Source organism: Proteiniphilum sp. (assembly GCF_040307845.1).
GTDB lineage: Bacteria > Bacteroidota > Bacteroidia > Bacteroidales > Dysgonomonadaceae > Proteiniphilum.
Map to the genome: position 1 here is coordinate 100,754 of NZ_JAWRIS010000041.1, position 16,385 is coordinate 117,138.

Annotated in this window: 14 protein-coding genes and 1 pseudogene; 3 read left to right on the top strand and 12 right to left on the bottom strand. The window is 45.9% G+C overall.

Annotation, left to right across the window (positions count from 1 at the left end):
- Positions 1–2 precede the first annotated feature (2 nt).
- From ABV001_RS10905 to ABV001_RS10960, 12 genes are all read right to left on the bottom strand, one after another.
- A complete protein-coding gene (locus tag ABV001_RS10905; RefSeq protein ID WP_352422826.1) occupies positions 3–1,619 on the bottom strand; it encodes an efflux RND transporter periplasmic adaptor subunit in 1,617 nt (538 codons plus the stop codon).
- Between the two features lie 101 nt (positions 1,620–1,720).
- Positions 1,721–3,265, bottom strand: coding sequence for a TolC family protein (locus tag ABV001_RS10910; RefSeq protein ID WP_352422827.1), 1,545 nt, complete (start codon positions 3,263–3,265; stop codon positions 1,721–1,723).
- A 13-nt stretch (positions 3,266–3,278) separates the two neighbouring features.
- Positions 3,279–7,103 (bottom strand): efflux RND transporter permease subunit, encoded by a 3,825-nt coding sequence (locus tag ABV001_RS10915; RefSeq protein ID WP_352422828.1) that lies wholly within the window; start codon positions 7,101–7,103, stop codon positions 3,279–3,281.
- A 140-nt stretch (positions 7,104–7,243) separates the two neighbouring features.
- Positions 7,244–7,720, bottom strand: coding sequence for a hypothetical protein (locus ABV001_RS10920; protein WP_352422829.1), 477 nt, complete (start codon positions 7,718–7,720; stop codon positions 7,244–7,246).
- 183 nt (positions 7,721–7,903) lie between these two features.
- Positions 7,904–9,493 carry a 4Fe-4S dicluster domain-containing protein gene (locus ABV001_RS10925; protein ID WP_352422830.1) on the bottom strand — a complete coding sequence of 530 codons (1,590 nt, stop codon included), beginning with the start codon at positions 9,491–9,493 and terminating at the stop codon, positions 7,904–7,906.
- A 4-nt stretch (positions 9,494–9,497) separates the two neighbouring features.
- Positions 9,498–10,439 (bottom strand): DUF362 domain-containing protein, encoded by a 942-nt coding sequence (locus ABV001_RS10930; protein ID WP_352422831.1) that lies wholly within the window; start codon positions 10,437–10,439, stop codon positions 9,498–9,500.
- A 116-nt stretch (positions 10,440–10,555) separates the two neighbouring features.
- Positions 10,556–10,957 carry a phosphoribosyltransferase gene (locus ABV001_RS10935; protein WP_323424317.1) on the bottom strand — a complete coding sequence of 134 codons (402 nt, stop codon included), beginning with the start codon at positions 10,955–10,957 and terminating at the stop codon, positions 10,556–10,558.
- Position 10,958: 1 nt separating this feature from the next.
- Complete coding sequence (locus tag ABV001_RS10940) at positions 10,959–11,468, bottom strand: ECF transporter S component (RefSeq protein ID WP_352422832.1); 510 nt, start codon at positions 11,466–11,468, stop codon at positions 10,959–10,961.
- 70 nt (positions 11,469–11,538) lie between these two features.
- A complete protein-coding gene (locus tag ABV001_RS10945) occupies positions 11,539–12,711 on the bottom strand; it encodes an esterase (protein ID WP_352422833.1) in 1,173 nt (390 codons plus the stop codon).
- Positions 12,708–13,097 carry a HepT-like ribonuclease domain-containing protein gene (locus tag ABV001_RS10950; RefSeq protein WP_352422834.1) on the bottom strand — a complete coding sequence of 130 codons (390 nt, stop codon included), beginning with the start codon at positions 13,095–13,097 and terminating at the stop codon, positions 12,708–12,710. The genes ABV001_RS10945 and ABV001_RS10950 overlap by 4 nt, the downstream gene beginning before the upstream one ends.
- The gene (locus ABV001_RS10955; protein WP_352422835.1) at positions 13,087–13,383 is read right to left on the bottom strand and encodes a nucleotidyltransferase family protein; all 297 of its coding nucleotides are present in this window, start codon (positions 13,381–13,383) and stop codon (positions 13,087–13,089) included. Before ABV001_RS10955 ends, ABV001_RS10950 begins: the two co-directional genes overlap by 11 nt.
- A 296-nt stretch (positions 13,384–13,679) precedes the next feature.
- Entirely contained in the window at positions 13,680–13,937 is a 258-nt protein-coding gene (locus ABV001_RS10960; RefSeq protein ID WP_352422836.1) for a hypothetical protein, read from the bottom strand.
- A gap of 297 nt (positions 13,938–14,234) precedes the next feature.
- Between ABV001_RS10960 and ABV001_RS10965 the strand changes: the two genes are divergently transcribed.
- From ABV001_RS10965 to ABV001_RS17285, 3 genes and pseudogenes are all read left to right on the top strand, one after another.
- The gene (locus tag ABV001_RS10965) at positions 14,235–14,816 is read left to right on the top strand and encodes an RNA polymerase sigma factor (protein ID WP_352422837.1); all 582 of its coding nucleotides are present in this window, start codon (positions 14,235–14,237) and stop codon (positions 14,814–14,816) included.
- Between the two features lie 31 nt (positions 14,817–14,847).
- Entirely contained in the window at positions 14,848–16,059 is a 1,212-nt protein-coding gene (locus ABV001_RS10970) for a FecR family protein (RefSeq protein WP_352422838.1), read from the top strand.
- Positions 16,060–16,127: 68 nt separating this feature from the next.
- A pseudogene (locus ABV001_RS17285) lies at positions 16,128–16,385 on the top strand (STN domain-containing protein); the annotation flags it as partial.

The following is a 16,385-nucleotide window of genomic DNA, read 5'->3' on the forward strand; positions in this document are numbered from 1 at the left end:
TTTTACTTTCTGTACTTACAGCATGCGGGCAGCGCGTCGTATACCTTTTGGTCGGCTTTGTGCTTGTTTGTGTCGTGACCCGCTTTGGCAACGGCCTGGGAGATCTTGTCGAGATCGGTTTGCTGAGGGTCGAAATTCAGGTGTAACAGCTTCGTAGTCCCGTCCCACGAGGCGGAAGATACACCTTTCACACTCATAGCCGTTTTCTCAATACGATCTTTACACATCTCACAAAGTCCTTGTACAGTCATCATTGCATGTTCATGTCCGGCGGGAGCCTGATTATGTACATGTCCTCCGCCTCCCTGCATGGAATGGCCTTCGTGCCCGGTAACGGCGTGGCCGGCTTCATCGTTCATCATACTGCGTTTCCCCGCAAGTTGGGCACTCGCATCAATGGTAAAGGCGCCGTTCGTCACGATCTCATCGCCATCCTCTATCCCTGAAAGAACCAGGTAAGCTTCGCTGAGTGAAGGACCCAGTTCTACTTCCCTGAGGAGGTATGCCGGCGTTTCGGTACCGGGTTGTTTCACATAGACGATGGAACGCTTGCCCGTCCATAGGACGGCTGATTTTGGGATGACGATTTCGTTGTTGTGTTGCTTCAGCGGCGCACTCGCAAGGGCGTTGGCATACATTCCGGGCATCAGTTCAGTGCGGGGATTGGCCGTCTCCACCCTGATTTTGGCAGTACGTGTTGTAGGATCGAGTATAGGATTGATGAAAGATATTTTACCTGAGAATGTTCTTCCGGGAAGAGATTGGAGGGTATACTCCAACCTGTCGCCTACTTTCAGGAAGGGGAGATCGGTTTCATACGCATCGAAAACTGCCCATACCCGGGAAAGATCGGCAATATCAAACAGAATGGTTCCGATGCTGATATAATCACCCTGGTTGACATTCTTGGAAACGACTATACCGCTTGTATTTGCCGTAATATCGATTAACGGAGAGACTTCTCCCGATTGTTCGATGGCGGCTATCTGTTCGTCCGATAATTTCCAGAGGGATAGTTTTTCTCTTACCGCCTGCAGCAATGCCGGCTGGATATCTTTCATCTTTACGGCTTCCAATAATTCCTGTTGCGCACTTAACAATTCGGGTGAGTAGATGGTAGCAATGGTTTGCCCCCGGCGTACACTCTCGCCGGTAAAACTGACCATCAGTTTCTCGATGCGGCCGCCCACATGGGATGTCTGGGATTGTGAGAGCCGTTCGTCCACCTGGATAGTCCCGTAAAGCCGGATATCTTTTACCGGATTTTGCCGGCTGACGACAGTCGTCTGGATATTGGCCAGTGCTACCGCTTCGGTACTTAGTTGAATAGCGTCGGGATCGATAGCGGCATCACCTGATCCGGTTGATTTCAGAGGGATCAGGTCCATCGCGCAGAGAGGACATTTTCCCGGCTTGTCCATCCGTATCTGAGGATGCATGGAGCAGGTCCATATTTCCTCGCCGTGATCATGATCGTGGCCGTGTTCTGCTGTTGCAGCCCCGTCGTTCGACGACGAGCCGCCGGAGAAAATCAACCAACCGAGGAATAGTCCTACTAACAGGATCAATCCGTAGGTAACATACTTATTATTGATCGCTTTCTTTATCTTAGTGTTCATATTTTTTTTAATTAAAAATGTATTCTCAACTTCTTTACTTCTCAACTTCGGACTTCTTTTTAGCTAGTCACATTATCACATCCGTAAATCAACACATCAACTTAGTTACTCTCAAAAGAGATCAGTTTTTGTATCGAAGCTACCATCGTATTGTATTCGGCGATGGCTTCTGCTTTCTTTAACTTATAATCGAGTAATTGGCGCTGTACCTGTATGACATCGGTCAGGTCGCTTTTTCCCGAGATAAACTCCTGTACCAGTAAATGATAGGTTGTTTGTGCGAGTTGTGATTGCTTCTCGTACAGGGCAATTTTTCTCGAGGCATCATCCAGGGAGTGCCTGCTGCGATAAAGTTCAGTATACAAGGTGTTCTGGGTATCGGCATATTGCTGTCGGCTTGCCTGCCAGCGGATATTGCTCTCCTTTTGTTGTGCCTTGTATTTACTTCGATAAATAGGCAGGCTGATAGAGACCATCGGCATGATCATGTCCTTGCCGTTCATATCCGTTACCGGGAGACCTGCATGCCCCATATCCATCCGTTTGCCGATTACCGAATATTGTAACCCTATCCCTAACATCGGATAACCCATTTTTTTGTCCATTTCTGCTTTGGCCCTGTAGGCCGCCCCTTCCTGGTCGATCATCGCCAGCATCGGATTGTTCAGATTGATCTGTTCAGCCGTTAAGGCTACGTCTAATGAAAACGGTATCGCAATGATCGAGTCGGGGAGATGCACCTTGTTGTTGTCCGGTCGGTTCAACAATGCGTTGAAGGCTGCCGTTTCGGCTTCGATTTGCGACAAAATGCTTTCGATACTGTTCTCCAGTTCTGCAATTTCCAATTGGATACGCAATACAACCGACATGCCGGAAGAACTGCCCATACTTTGCATGCTTCCTCCGGAACTCATAGAAGACATAGTGTTGCCGGTAGTTTGAGGCTGGGTCGCTGTTCCTCCCATGGATGACCCCATACTCCCCATATTTCCCGATGCTCCCATACTGCTTGTGGCTGTAGAAGAGGATCCGGTAGCCGGTGTTGTTTGCGTACGTCCCCCGGAACCTGTGGCTCCTGCCGGAGAAGCGGAAAACTTACGTATGGCCAGTGTCTCCAGTTGTTTCAGGTAATCCCGGTTCTCGCGGCTGTTGCTTAATTGCTGCTGCAGACTGCACAGAGTGAACCATTGTGTATAAACCCGCAGGTAAAGGTTGTCGCGCGTCTCCCTGAATTGTTCGAAAGCCATGTTAGCCATGTGTTCTGCTTCGGTGCGTGCAGCTTTGCGCGTTCCGAACCAGGGGAACATCTGCATCAAGGTGAAATCGACAATCTGGCGACCGTCGATGATCTCCATCGGTTGCAGGAAGAAGCCTATTTCCAGTTCGGGATCGGGGTAAGCACCCGCCTGCGGCATCTTTTCCAGTGATGCTTTATAGGCCAAAAAGTCGGCCTTCACTCTCGGGTTATTGCGTGCTGCCACTTCAAGGTAGTGGGGCAGGGAGTCGGAAATCTGAGGTGTCGCAGGTGAGTTGGCCTCCTGTCGGGGGATCGGCAGGCCGGTAGGTGAATCGGCCTGAGCAAACAATGTCCCGGTCATCGCCAAAACGAAGAACAGCGTAATGAAAAATATTCTTATTGTCGACATATCTGTTTTGTTTTTATTCTTTAATGCTACCATGTTTTTTTATCACCGATTCGCGCCACCAGCATTGGAGGACGGGTACAACGAATATCGTCATGGATTGGATCAGCATCCCTCCGAAGGTAGGTATGGCGATCGGCACCATAATATCGGAACCCCTTCCCGTGGAAGTGAGGATAGGCAGTAAGGCGATCAGGGTAACCGCGGTGGTCATCGCTGCCGGGCGTACACGCCGTAAGCCTGCGTACACGACCGCCTCCCTGATCTCTTCTTTGGTCTGCGGGTTGCGTTCGAGGAATGTATCATGAATGAACGATCCCATCAATACCCCGTCGCTTGTGGATATACCGAACAAAGCGATAAACCCTACCCACACGGCGATACTCAGGTTGACCGGGCGCATTTGGAACAGATCGCGCATATTCACGTCGCCCACTGAAAAATTCAGAAACCACGGTTCACCATATAACCATAATAAGATAAACCCTCCGGCAAAAGCGACAAAGACTCCTGAAAAATGGATGAATGACGCGGTAACGGTTTTGAACTGGAAATAAAGGATGACCAGGATCAGGATCAGGCATACCGGAATCAGGATCAGTAACCGATCGGCTGCCCGTTGCTGTTGCTCATAATTACCGGCAAATGTATAGGAGACCCCTTGCGGAAGCCGGAGCTCACCGGAATTTATTTTATCTTTCAGTACTTTGTCCGCTTCCTTTACGACATCGACCTCTGCTTTTCCGGCAATCTTGTCGAAGATGACATACCCTATCAGGAAGGTATTTTCACTTTGAATCATCTGGGCGCCACGGGTATATCCTATGTCGGCCACTTCTTTCAACGGTATCTGTGCGCCGGTGGCGGTGGGGATAATCAGGTTGCCCAGTTCTTCGGGGTTTTCGCGTAGTTCACGTGGATACCGTAACCGTACGGGAAACCGTTCACGTCCTTCCACCGTTGTGGTCAGCGTCATACCGCCCACTGCGGCGCTGATGACATCCTGCAGGTCGGCGACCGTAATGCCGTACCGTGCCATATTCTGCCGGTTCAGGCCAATCTCTACATAAGGAGCACCCACGGCACGGTCGTAAAACACGGTAGAGGGTAAAACTGAGGGTACTTCTTTCAAGGCAGCCTCAAGGAGCTTTCCTCCCTCTTCGATTGTCTCGAGGTTGGGACCTGATACTTTCAATCCCATCGGTGCCCGCATCCCTGTCTGCAACATCACCAACCGTGCTTCGATGGGTTGGAGCTTGGGTGATGAGGTGAGTCCGGGCAGATGGGACACGTTCACGATCTCCTGCCATATATTGTCGGCCGATTTGATTTCCGGACGCCATTGACGGAAATAATCACCTCTGCGGTCGATAACCAGGCTGTCGGCGGGGATCAGTCGGAAACCCTCTTCAGGGTTATAAGTGGCCCCGCTTTTCAGTAGGTATTCGCCTTTGCGGTTGGTTTTAAACCGCATGCGCCGGCCATCCTGGTTGAGGATATATTCCGGGCGGTAATTGATGACATTTTCGAACATTTGCGTGGGGGCGGGGTCAAGCGCCGAATTTACACGCCCCCATTTGCCGACCGTCATTTCCACTTCGGGAATATTGGTTATCCTTTTATCCAATGCTTCCACAAACTGCAGGTTTTGCTCGATACCTGTATGCGGCATGCTTGTCGGCATCAGCAGGAAAGAACCTTCGTTAAGGCTCGGCATGAATTCTTCGCCTATGCCGGGAAACCGATCGGTGGACGCCTGCCAGAAAGCGGTCTGCCGGAAATTTTTCCATCCTGCGGTTTCGAATCCTTTCGCGATAAATCCGAATATAGAGTCGAATCCCAACCAGATAGTGATACCGAATAACACAGTAAAAATCGGGATTACCATAAATTTCCACCGGTTGGCCAGACACCACCGTATCAGTTTTTCGTAGTTGTTGATCAAGAGTGTGAAAAACCCGAGGATCAGCCCGATAAAAACGATCACCATCAGGAAATTAACTACAAAACCTTTTTGAGGTCCCATCGGCAACCATTGGGAAGTCAGGAAGACGGTCGCCGCGAAGATTGCAATGCCTGCGGTAATATAAGTGGTTGTCTTTTTATTTTTCCAGCGGTGGGCATACAAGTTATTTATTCCAAACAGGGGCAATACAATGGCTGCACCTACTCCGGTGAAAATAAACAGCAAGATGCCGCTGACGATAAGCGCGATATTCAGGGATTTTTGTATGGTCCCGGATGATATTCTGATCGAGAAGAAATAGTAGGTGAGGGTGGGGACGACCGTCATTCCCAGTATCAGTGCCGATACCAACGTAATGGTCTTGGTGTAGGCGAGTGGCCGGAAAAGTTTACCTTCCTGTGCTTCCAGAAAAAAAACGGGCAGGAAGCTGACAATGGTGGTAAGCATGGCCACTATGGTGGGTGTGGAAACTTCGCTCACCGCCCGGTGTATCAGTTGCACAAAAGCTTTTCCCTTGGTAATACCTTTGTTCTCCGGTTTCTCCATGTGCTGGATCACGATCTCCACAAAGACGACACCGATATCGGTCATCACCCCGACTGCGATGGCGATTCCCGACAGGGCAACGATATTGGCGTCGATATGTAGCAACCGCATCACGATAAAAGTTGCCAATACCGCTATGGGGAGCAGGCTGGATATGACGACCGACGCCCTCAGATTGACAATGATAATAATGATGACGATGATACTGATGATCATTTCCAGTGTGAGGTCGTCTTCGAGGGTGCCGATTGTCTCCTGGATCAAACCTGAACGGTCGTAGAACGGAACCACCGTTACTTTGGATACAGTGCCGTCGTCGAGTACCTTTTGCGGTAAGCCCGATTCTATCTCATCGATTTTCTTTTTTACGTTATCGATTACCTGAAGCGGATTTGATCCGTAACGGGCAACTACCACGCCGCCTACGGCTTCCACCCCCTCCTTGTCGAGTCCGCCGCGTCGGGTGGCGGGACCAATATTGACGAAAGCCACATCTTTTATCTTCACCGGCACCCCGTTACGCACGGTCACCACAGCTTCCTCCAGGTCGGAGACATTTTTGATATACCCGAGCCCGCGCACAAGGTATTCGGCTTTATTGATTTCGACCGTTTCCGCACCGATATCGAGGTTGCTTTTCTGCACGGCACTCATGATGTCCATGATGGAAACGCCAAAAGCACGCATGGCATTGGGGTTGATCTCTACCTGGTACTCTTTCACAAATCCGCCGATGGAAGCGACTTCCGATACGCCCTCTGCCGAGGAGACCGAATAACGCACGTAGAAATCCTGTACAGTGCGCAGTTCGTCGGGATCCCATCCGCCTGTGGGTTTGCCCGTTTTGGGATCACGTCCTTCCAGGGTGTACCAGAATATCTGTCCGAGTGCAGTGGCATCCGGACCGAGACTGGGTTGAACCCCTTCGGGCAACGTGCCGGCCGGGAGGGAGTTGAGTTTTTCCAGAATGCGTGAGCGGCTCCAGTAGAATTCTATGTCTTCATCGAAGATGATATAGATAAACGACATGCCGAACATGGATGTGCTGCGGATGGTCTTTACACCCGGAATGCCCAGCAGGGAGGTAGTCAGGGGGTAGGTGATCTGGTCCTGGATATCTTTGGGAGAACGTCCCATCCATTCGGTAGCGACGATCTGCTGGTTATCGCCAATGTCGGGGATCGCATCCACGGGTACCGGGTCGCGGGGCAGGATGCCTCCACCCCAGTTGAAAGGAGCGGTGGACAATCCCCATGCAATGATCGCGACTAATAACAGTAGCGTGATAATTCTGTTTTCAAGAAAATATCGAATGATTTTGTTGAGCATAGTGAATTTGATTTTATGATGATATCCCACAGTGATTGAATACTGTCGGATATGGTTACACTAATGATTGGCTTTGTAGTGGAGCCAATGCACATGTTACCGATCATTTTCGTTCAAAACAAACGATCGGGTTCGTAAAATCAAATACGGTAAATACAGATGTAAGTGAGCAGACTTACATCTTTCAGGAAAAGACCTTCAGGAGGAAAGTCCGGATCAAGAGTCTGGATGTTGGTGAATGGATCCGATAATTGATACAACTGAGTCATAACGCCTGCCTGATGCTCTATGGAAAGGGGCAGGAGGCGCAGTTCCGGCTGTTCTACCTTATTCTGGTAGTCATCAGTGGTCAACTCAAGTAGTTGTGTGTCACAGCACCGCTCACCGGGGGCATGCCATTCATAATCGTGATGAGCGGTATCGGTTTTGGGCGCGTCACAACAGGAATGGTTGTTTCCACGCTCTGTTCCATATATGGGACTGGTATTTGTGTTTCCGGGTTGGGCAAACAGGTTGAGTGACTGTAACTCTCCGGCACAATAATGCAGTGCGATGACAGGTTGTATCGCAAAGATCATCATGAGAGGTAGTAATAATATGGCAGTTGTTCTACTCATGTACAGTCACCTTCTTGTTGAAAAAAATATTTCCTTTTTTGCCCGCTGAATGAAATCTCTATCATCAGTACAACAAAGAAACAATTAACAAGTTTGCAAATCTATCCATTTATTTTCTGATAAAAAAATTAAAATGGATATTGAACGTTAAAAACCGGGAATTACAGAAACTGTATTTCCCGGTCAGAATCCGAAATCATCGATCACAATCTCTTCTACCTCTTCGTGTTCAATCTCGATCGTATTTTGTGAACGTAATCCTTCCACATAAATGGCTTTATAGGGGATGGCAGGGCAGACATACTCGCAACCGCCGCAACCCACACAAATCTCCTGCTCGATCTCGGGAATGGTAAGATGTCCTTTGTAGGGTACCATACGGACAGCCTGTGTAGGACAATGTTCCGAACAGGCACCACAGCTTGTCTCATCGTAGTAGACGATGCAGTTCTCAATGATCAATTGCACCTGTCCCATCTGGGTGTGGTTCTTCTCTTCTTTCGTCAGCGGAAGGATGGCCCCGGTCGGACAAACCTCCCCGCAGATGATGCAATCATAATTGCAGAAGCCATGGTCGAAATAGAGTTTCGGCTGCATCATCCCCCCTAAGCCATACTCCAGAAAAGCCGGTTTGATTACGTGCGACGGGCATTTACTTACGCAAAGATGGCATGAGATGCACTTTTCCTGCAAATGATCAAAAGTGAGCGCTCCCGGGGGAGCAATGGGCGTTTGTCGTTTAAAAGCCCTTTTGGGAAGCAGATCGTCCGCTGTCTCTTCCGGCAACAGGCTCCCATTTGTTCCTGCCGGAAATAAACTGTGGGAGGCCGTCCGCGCGGCAAGCTTTCCTGCTGCCAACCCCGTGACCAGTGTCGCGGACAGGAAACGGCGTTTCGATTCATTTACCGGTTTCTCCTCTTTCAGATAAGTGTATGCCGGCACCTCGTTGGCATTCTTTTTAAAGGTATATTTCATCGCGTTGCGGTTACAGCTTTCAATACAATTGAAACAGGTGACGCAACGGCTGTGATCTATCTGCTTGTTTTTGAAATCGATGCAGGATGCTTTACACTTCATGGCGCATAATCCGCACATATTGCATTTTTCGTCTACGAACCGGATCCTGCACAGCGAGAATTTACTCAGAAAACCGAGTATGGTTCCCGCCGGGCAGATGGTATTGCACCAGGTCCTGCCGTTTCTCCATGCCAGGTAACCAATGACTAACAGGGTGATAAGGGCGGTTACAAGCGAAAAGATACTCAGGGTGTAAATGCTGACTTTATAAAAGGTGAAATTATTGAACGAGGTGAAGATCGCCTCCAACAGGTTATTCCCGGCGAGGTAAGCCGGCCGGAACAGATGGGTGACTATTCTGCCATAAGCGCCGTAAGGATCGAGCAATCCCAGCAGAAAGGTGAATCCGGAAACGAATGTCAGGGCCGTACCTGCCAGTACACCCCATCGCAGCAGGGTTTTGGCTTTACTGTAACGGTATTTCTTTTTCCTGTGCACTCTTTTGGAAAGCCATGCTACTATATCCTGGTAAATTCCCATCGGGCAAATGGATGAACAGTAAACCCTGCCGAAAAGAAGGGTGAGTACTGCCAGTGATATCAGGATAACGATATTAAGCGCCAACAGTGCCGGAATAAGTTGTATTTCAGCCAGAAAACTGAGGCGGTCGGGCAAAAATTCCCTGAAATCCAGAAAGTAAAGCGTGATCAGCGTAAAAAGGATCAGAGAGAGTGTGATACGTATTTTTTTCAACATACAATCATATCCGCAATCTTCGGATATTCAGATTATCCAGTTGCATTGTGCCGATGCCCAATTCCTCTCCTTTTGAGATATGTGTCACATTTTTGAGTGGCATCTCCCGCGCTTGATTGAAAAAATTGGCGGCGGCAGTGTCGACCGCGATAATATCCTGGGAAATGAACATGCCTTTGGAGAGTACTACGTCAGAGAGGGATTTTCCCCTCGGACCGCTGGTCTTCATCAACCTGTATGCATCCACTATATTTAAAACCGGTTTCTTGGAATAAGTACACACATCGGCAATACACTGTTGCAGGTCGTTGGCATGGAAATAGCCCCTATCCCAGACAATCCCCATATAATTCTTCATGGAGATAGTGAGTTGTGCACCGCCATGATTTTTCAGGACGGGTACATTGATCCATTTGTCGCTGTCCACGATTGCCTGGTGGATCTTGGCGGTTTTGAGGCTTCTTCCCTTGGGGAGAGATACAGTTTTGTAATAAGACTCCTGATGGGCGGGCATTACTTTGGCCCCCGCTTTTTTTGCCGCCTCCTCAATGCCGCTGCTGTCATACGATTTACGCCAATCGTCGCAGGAATGGTCGAAGACGGTCACTTCCGAGGCGCCGGCATCGAAGCATTGTTTGATGATCTCCGCTACCAGTTTCGGATTGGTGTTGGCTGCCATCTCCACCGGTTGGTCCCATCCGATATTAGGTTTTACACATACTTTATCCCCTTTGCTGATGAAGTTGCCCATTCCTCCTATCTCTGAGATGGCTTTTCGGAACATGGCTTCCGGTTCGCCTCCCATGACGGCGACCAAATCATATTTTTTGGTGGCGTCGGCGGTTTCGAACGACTGGGTGAGTACGCTCATCGCATCTGTCTCTTTTACTGTGGTAAGCGCTGCTCCCGTGAGAGCTACCGCCCGTAAGAAATTCCGTCTGTCCATGGTTGTTTTTTATTGTTTTATTGTTGAATTGTTTTTTGAATAAGAAGTCTGGAGTGAAGAAGTGAAGAAGTGAAGAAGTTGAGAATCTTACATCCTAATTTCTATATCACAAATCTTTATATTATCCAGGGAAATCTGAAGCAGGATTCATCGTAAAGTGAATAATCGGCCTTCCCGTTCACGGCGAATGTTTTTATTTCACGGGCTTCCTGCAAAAGTTCGATGGCATATTGCACTGTTGCCCCCGTTTTTATGCGATCTTCCACCAGCAGGATTGATTTGCCTTTATAATCAAAGTCGATAGGGGAGATTAACTTCGGGCTGTTGTACTTCGGCTGTTGGTTGGGATCACGTAAATTAATCTTTAGAAGTTGTATTTCTATATTCAGCCGTTGGTTGATGATAGCTGCCGGAATGATACCCCCATTGGCAATCGCGACAATCATGTCAAAAGTTTCATGAAAGGTAATCTCACGAAACCGTTGCATGACTTCTTCAAATGATTTTCCTGGGATCATCTTATATTTTGGACAGTGCTTTCAGCACAAGGTAACCGCCAAAGAGTTGAACAAGCATTCCGGGAACACCAAGGCGGAAATCCTGAATGGCAATGGCAAAATTTTGGGTGATAGCCCATTCTATACCCGTGCCGATCAGTTGATAGGCAAGGATGGCCAACAGAATAGCCACAAGGGATACTTTGCCTGCATGTTTGGCTGCGATTGCTGCTGCAATTGCCAGGATTACTGATTTGATCAGGATAGCCGGCAGTACGGCTGCGGGAGGCATACCGAACAGCAAGTGGTTGGCCAGCGGGGATAAGACAGCGGTCAGCAATCCCACGTGGATGCCGTATTTATAGGCGGCGATCAGTGTGAAGAAATAAATGGGCAGGAAGATAAGTCCACCCTGAGGCACAAGGTGCGCCAATTGCGGTAAGAGCAGGTTGCCGACGATAAATATCGCCGCAAACAGATAAGTCTTCGTGTTGGCGAGGTTGAATGAGTACAGTTTGGCTGTTGTTGACATAATTTGTTGTTTTATATCGTAATCTCTACAAAACTATGAATTAAATCTTTGTATCGGAAAAAGGCGGTAGTTATTTTTTATTAAAGAGCATCGGCAGGAATTCCGACAGGTAGATTCGCCAGTTGCGCCATGTATGTCCCCCTCCCGATTCCCGGTAAATATAAAGGAAGTCCATTTCATCCAGTTTTTTCCTGAAATCGATATTGGCCTGATAGAGAAAATCCTCTTCTCCGATAGCGATCCAGTATAACGCATAACCATTGGATTTCTGCGCAGCCAGTGTTTTTTCGATGTTTTCATATACCTTTGATTTGACTGCTTTGTCGGGCATGATGGCAGCGGAGAAAAGCCCCATGTAATCAAACGTATCCGGATAATATCTTGAGATGTGCAAGGTGTGGAATCCACCCATGGAAAGCCCGGCGATAGCGCGTCCTTCTTTTTCAGGGATGGTTCGGTATTGAGAATCGACAAACCGGACAATCTCTCCAAAAGTCTCCTCATATTTTCCATCCATGGTGTGTGGTAACCGGAACCCTGGCTTGTAGAAGCCCAGGCTCGATTCTCCGGGGGCGGCTTCCTGTGCCACATTCCCGTTAGGCATCACAATGATCATGGGTTTTGCTTTACCTTCGGCAATCAGGTTATCCGCAATCTGAGATGCACGTCCGAGGGTCATCCAGGCCTCTTCATCGCCACCCATGCCATGCAAGAGATAAAGAACCGGATAGGAGCTGTTGTTCTCTTCATATCCGGGTGGCGTATAGATGGTGATCCGCCGGGTCATATTGTTGCCGGGCGATTGATACCACCGTTTTGTTATCGTGCCGTGTGGGACACTATTCACCTTATAGAGGTCAGCCTGTCCATCCCCGATAAGCAATACGTTCAGTGTGCTGGCCACGTCTCGCCGGTAATACACGTTGTTGGGATCATTCATCTGTAGTCCGTCCACGTTGAAAGCATAGGTGTACAACTCGGAGGGGAGGGGATGTGTTGTATAACTCCAAACCCCGTCGGCATCTTTTGTCATTTTCGCTTCCTCCCCGGGAGCCAGGAAGTCACCTGTCACAGACACGTCGTTGGCGGTAGGGGCCGTTAAACGGAATGTGACGGAATTGTCGGCATGTGTCTCCGGGGAGATAATCTCTTTTCTTTGGCTGGACGGGAGATTTTCCTGGGCTTGCAATGAGAAAGACAACAATAAAACTACTGCTAAAATTGAGGTAAAATGGATTCTCATTTGTTATTTGGGTTAGAAAGTATATTAATAAATGTTTGAATCGCATTAAAAAGAGGGTTCAGTTCATTTTCGATAATCCACCAAATCTCGTCAGCATCGACATCAAAGTAATGATGAGCAATAAAATCTCTTAACCCCATAATTTTACTCCAGGGAATATTTGGATCTGTACTTAATAACTCTTTGTTGGTTACCTTATCTAATCCCTTTAAACTTTCACCGATTGTTATAAATTGCATACATACCGCATCTAATTTTTCCACATTCCTGGGTTTAGTTAGAAAATCTGACGCACTATGAATTTCCAAAGTCCTATCTTGAATAAGCAAAATAGCCTTTTCAATTTGTTTTAAAATATGTATGGCTAATTCTTTATTATAAGACATAAATTCCTTCTTTTTCAATATGTTCTTTTAAGTATGAATTCATGCTTTCTCTGAATCTAATAATATCTACAGGGCAGCCTAACAAATTTTCCAGATACTCTTTTAAATCCATTATCAGGAAAGGATTCGGCGTCTCAGTTTCCACACATATATCAACATCGCTTATAGACGTGTGTTCATCTCGGGCAACAGAGCCAAAGAGTCGCAAAGATCGAACACCAAATTGTTGTGTTATTAATCTATCCGAAGAGTGAAGTAATTGAATATATTCATCTTTTGTCTTCATACAAACTAATTTTGTTTCACAAAACTAATAAAAACTATCGGTAAAGTAAATAGGTTCAGATTACCAAATACAATCTAATCCATTTTCTTTATAGAGTCTCATTTTATTGTCTTTACTGATTAAAGTGATATTTTGACTGATACACTAACTGTATTTGAGTGCTATTTCCCACAAAGATACTGTACTCACAAAAATCTCGTTTTTACCGTCTTTTATAAATTTAATCGTTTGAGAAGGTAACGCATCACTCTTGCCGATAGTCCACAATAACGTGTGAGTGTCCAACATCAACCGTTTCATTGCAGTGAAATCAATTCTTCGGTTGTCATTTCGAAGTCATCGGCAAATACGATTTTAGCTTTACCGTCCAACACCCCTAGTTTACGATTTCGAATAGTTTTTTTTGAGGAGTCCGCAAGACGGTATTCTTTTAAAAACTGCAACAGGCTGCTTATCATATTCTCATCGGCACTTGTGAGTATTTCACGTGCCAAAAGTGCTTTTTGTGCTTCCAGTTCAGTTGTATTCATAACCGTTATAATTAAATCGTTCATACTCTACCACAAATATAATATAAAACTATCGGTAAAGAAAATTCATCTTGCATTTTTATACAATAAAGTAAATAGGAAACAGGATAAAGGAATAATGTTTAATTTATATATTTTTAACCATCTGATTGTATACTTTTGCAAATCACTTTCCCCTTATTAGTATAAGGGCGTTTTGAACATTCTCATTTAGCAATGTCGCAAAAAGAATTCGTTATATATGTATTGGTCCGATTATGAAAGATATCAGAATTTTCTCTCTTTATTGAAGACAGTATCATGGAGATAGATCTGAAAAAAATGAAAATAAAGAAGGCCGTAAAGATCCGATCCGGTCAGGGTACAGTATTTGACGGGAACGAAGACCTGCTTGCGTTTATGTACAGGACGTATGCGGATAGCCTGTATGCTTATGGCCAGTCGTTTCATTCTGATACAGGACTGATAGAAGATGCAATACATGATGTATTTATAGATATCTATACAAATGAAAAGAGATTCAACCATATTTCCAACTTGCAACAATATCTGATAGCAGCGTTCCGTCATCGGATTTTATTTTTATTAAGAAATAACAAACGCTATGTGGAAATTGTAAATGATGGTTCCGACTCGTTTATCGAAAAAAACAGTCAGGATTTATGGATTGAAAATGAGGAGAAAAGCCATAAGGACAGATTAGTCAAACGTCTGTTGTCAGGCCTTACCCTACATCAAAAGGAAGCCATTCACTTGCGCTTTATCGAAGGATATTCTTATGATGAAATAGCGGAGATCATGCAAATCAATTACCAGTCGGTGAAGATGTTGGTACACCGGGCTGTCTCCAGGATCCGGAAAGAAGGTATATCATCTTCTTTAAATGCCGATAATATAAAGTGACCCATTAATTGAAAGAGCTTACAAATACAAAATGAAAATAGATTATACCAATTATAATGACATTGATCTTCTTGATGACGATTTTTTCATTGAATCAATGATTTCTCCTACCAGAGAGAGTGAACTCTTCTGGACGGAACTCATCGACCGCAAGAAGATCGATATCAATGAGTTCATTTCCGCCAATATGTTATTGAAATCCATAAGGCAAAATCGTCATGAGTTGGCCTGGGAAAGAAAAGAACAGTTATGGAAAAGAATAGATACGACCAGAAATTCGCTGAAAAACAAGCGAAAAAAAGGAGTTCGTCTATATAAATACCTGTCTGTTGCAGCCTGTAGTGCCATCGTTATTGGGTTATCTCTTACCTTTCTTTTCAAAAAAGATCATTCGTCTCCCGAAAATAACCACGAGATCGATTACACACAATTTCAATTAGGTCATCAGCAACAAACTCAGGGAGAGATACGGATAGTGACAGGAGACAGGCAGGTTGAGATTGATGGAGAAGATGCGGAAATAAAATACGACAGTGCGGGTTCATTGACTGTTAATAATGAGGCCGTGGATCAGGAGGTCTCACATACATCAGCTACAGAACTATCTTATAATCAACTGCATGTACCCTATGGAAAACGAGCCTCCCTGACATTGGCCGACGGAACTTCCCTGTGGGTAAATGCAGGCACTACAGTAATTTATCCGGCAGTTTTTCCTGATCATAAAAGAGAAATATACGTAGACGGGGAAATCTATGCCGAAGTAAAACGGGATGAAAACCGGCCTTTCTTAGTGAAAACGGACAAGTTGGAGATTTATGTGTTGGGCACATCTTTCAATGTCTCGGCTTACAAGGAAGATAGCCAGAGAAGGGTTGTATTGGTAAATGGTTTGGTGGACGTCATGTTGAATGGGGAAAATACACGATTATCTCCCAATCAAATGTATACATGTATCGGAAAAGAAAGCAGTGTGGAAACAGTAGATGCTGAGATATATACTTCTTGGCGCGACGGTATCTATATATTCAGGAATGAGCCTATTGAAAATATTCTTTTACAATTGTCGCGTTACTATAATGTTACCATGATCTTTCCACAACAACAACCTTCCGGAATCCTATGCTCGGGTAAATTAGAGTTGAAAGATAATATTTCACATTTACTCAATAACTTATCACAAATAGCATCCTTTAATTTCGGTGTAAAAGACAACGAATACAGAATACAATTTAATCAATAATTTTAGTTCAATATGTCATGAAGAAAATCAATTTGGGGTTTAAACGAAAGAGAGCTCAGTTCATCATTATGACCTGCTTGGTACAATTTTTTCTTTGGAATTCAAATGCGCAGGCAATTACCATTCATCAGACCGATAAATCGGTAAGGGAGATCCTTCGTGTTATTGAGAAAACCAGTGACATGGTCTTTTTCTATAACAACAATGATGTCGATCTCAACCGGAAGGTCACGTTACAGGTAAATGATGCGTCTATTGAGAAGGTCCTCGATCTGCTGTTTGCGGAAACACAAACGACGTATAAGATTGATGGTCGGCAGGTGTAT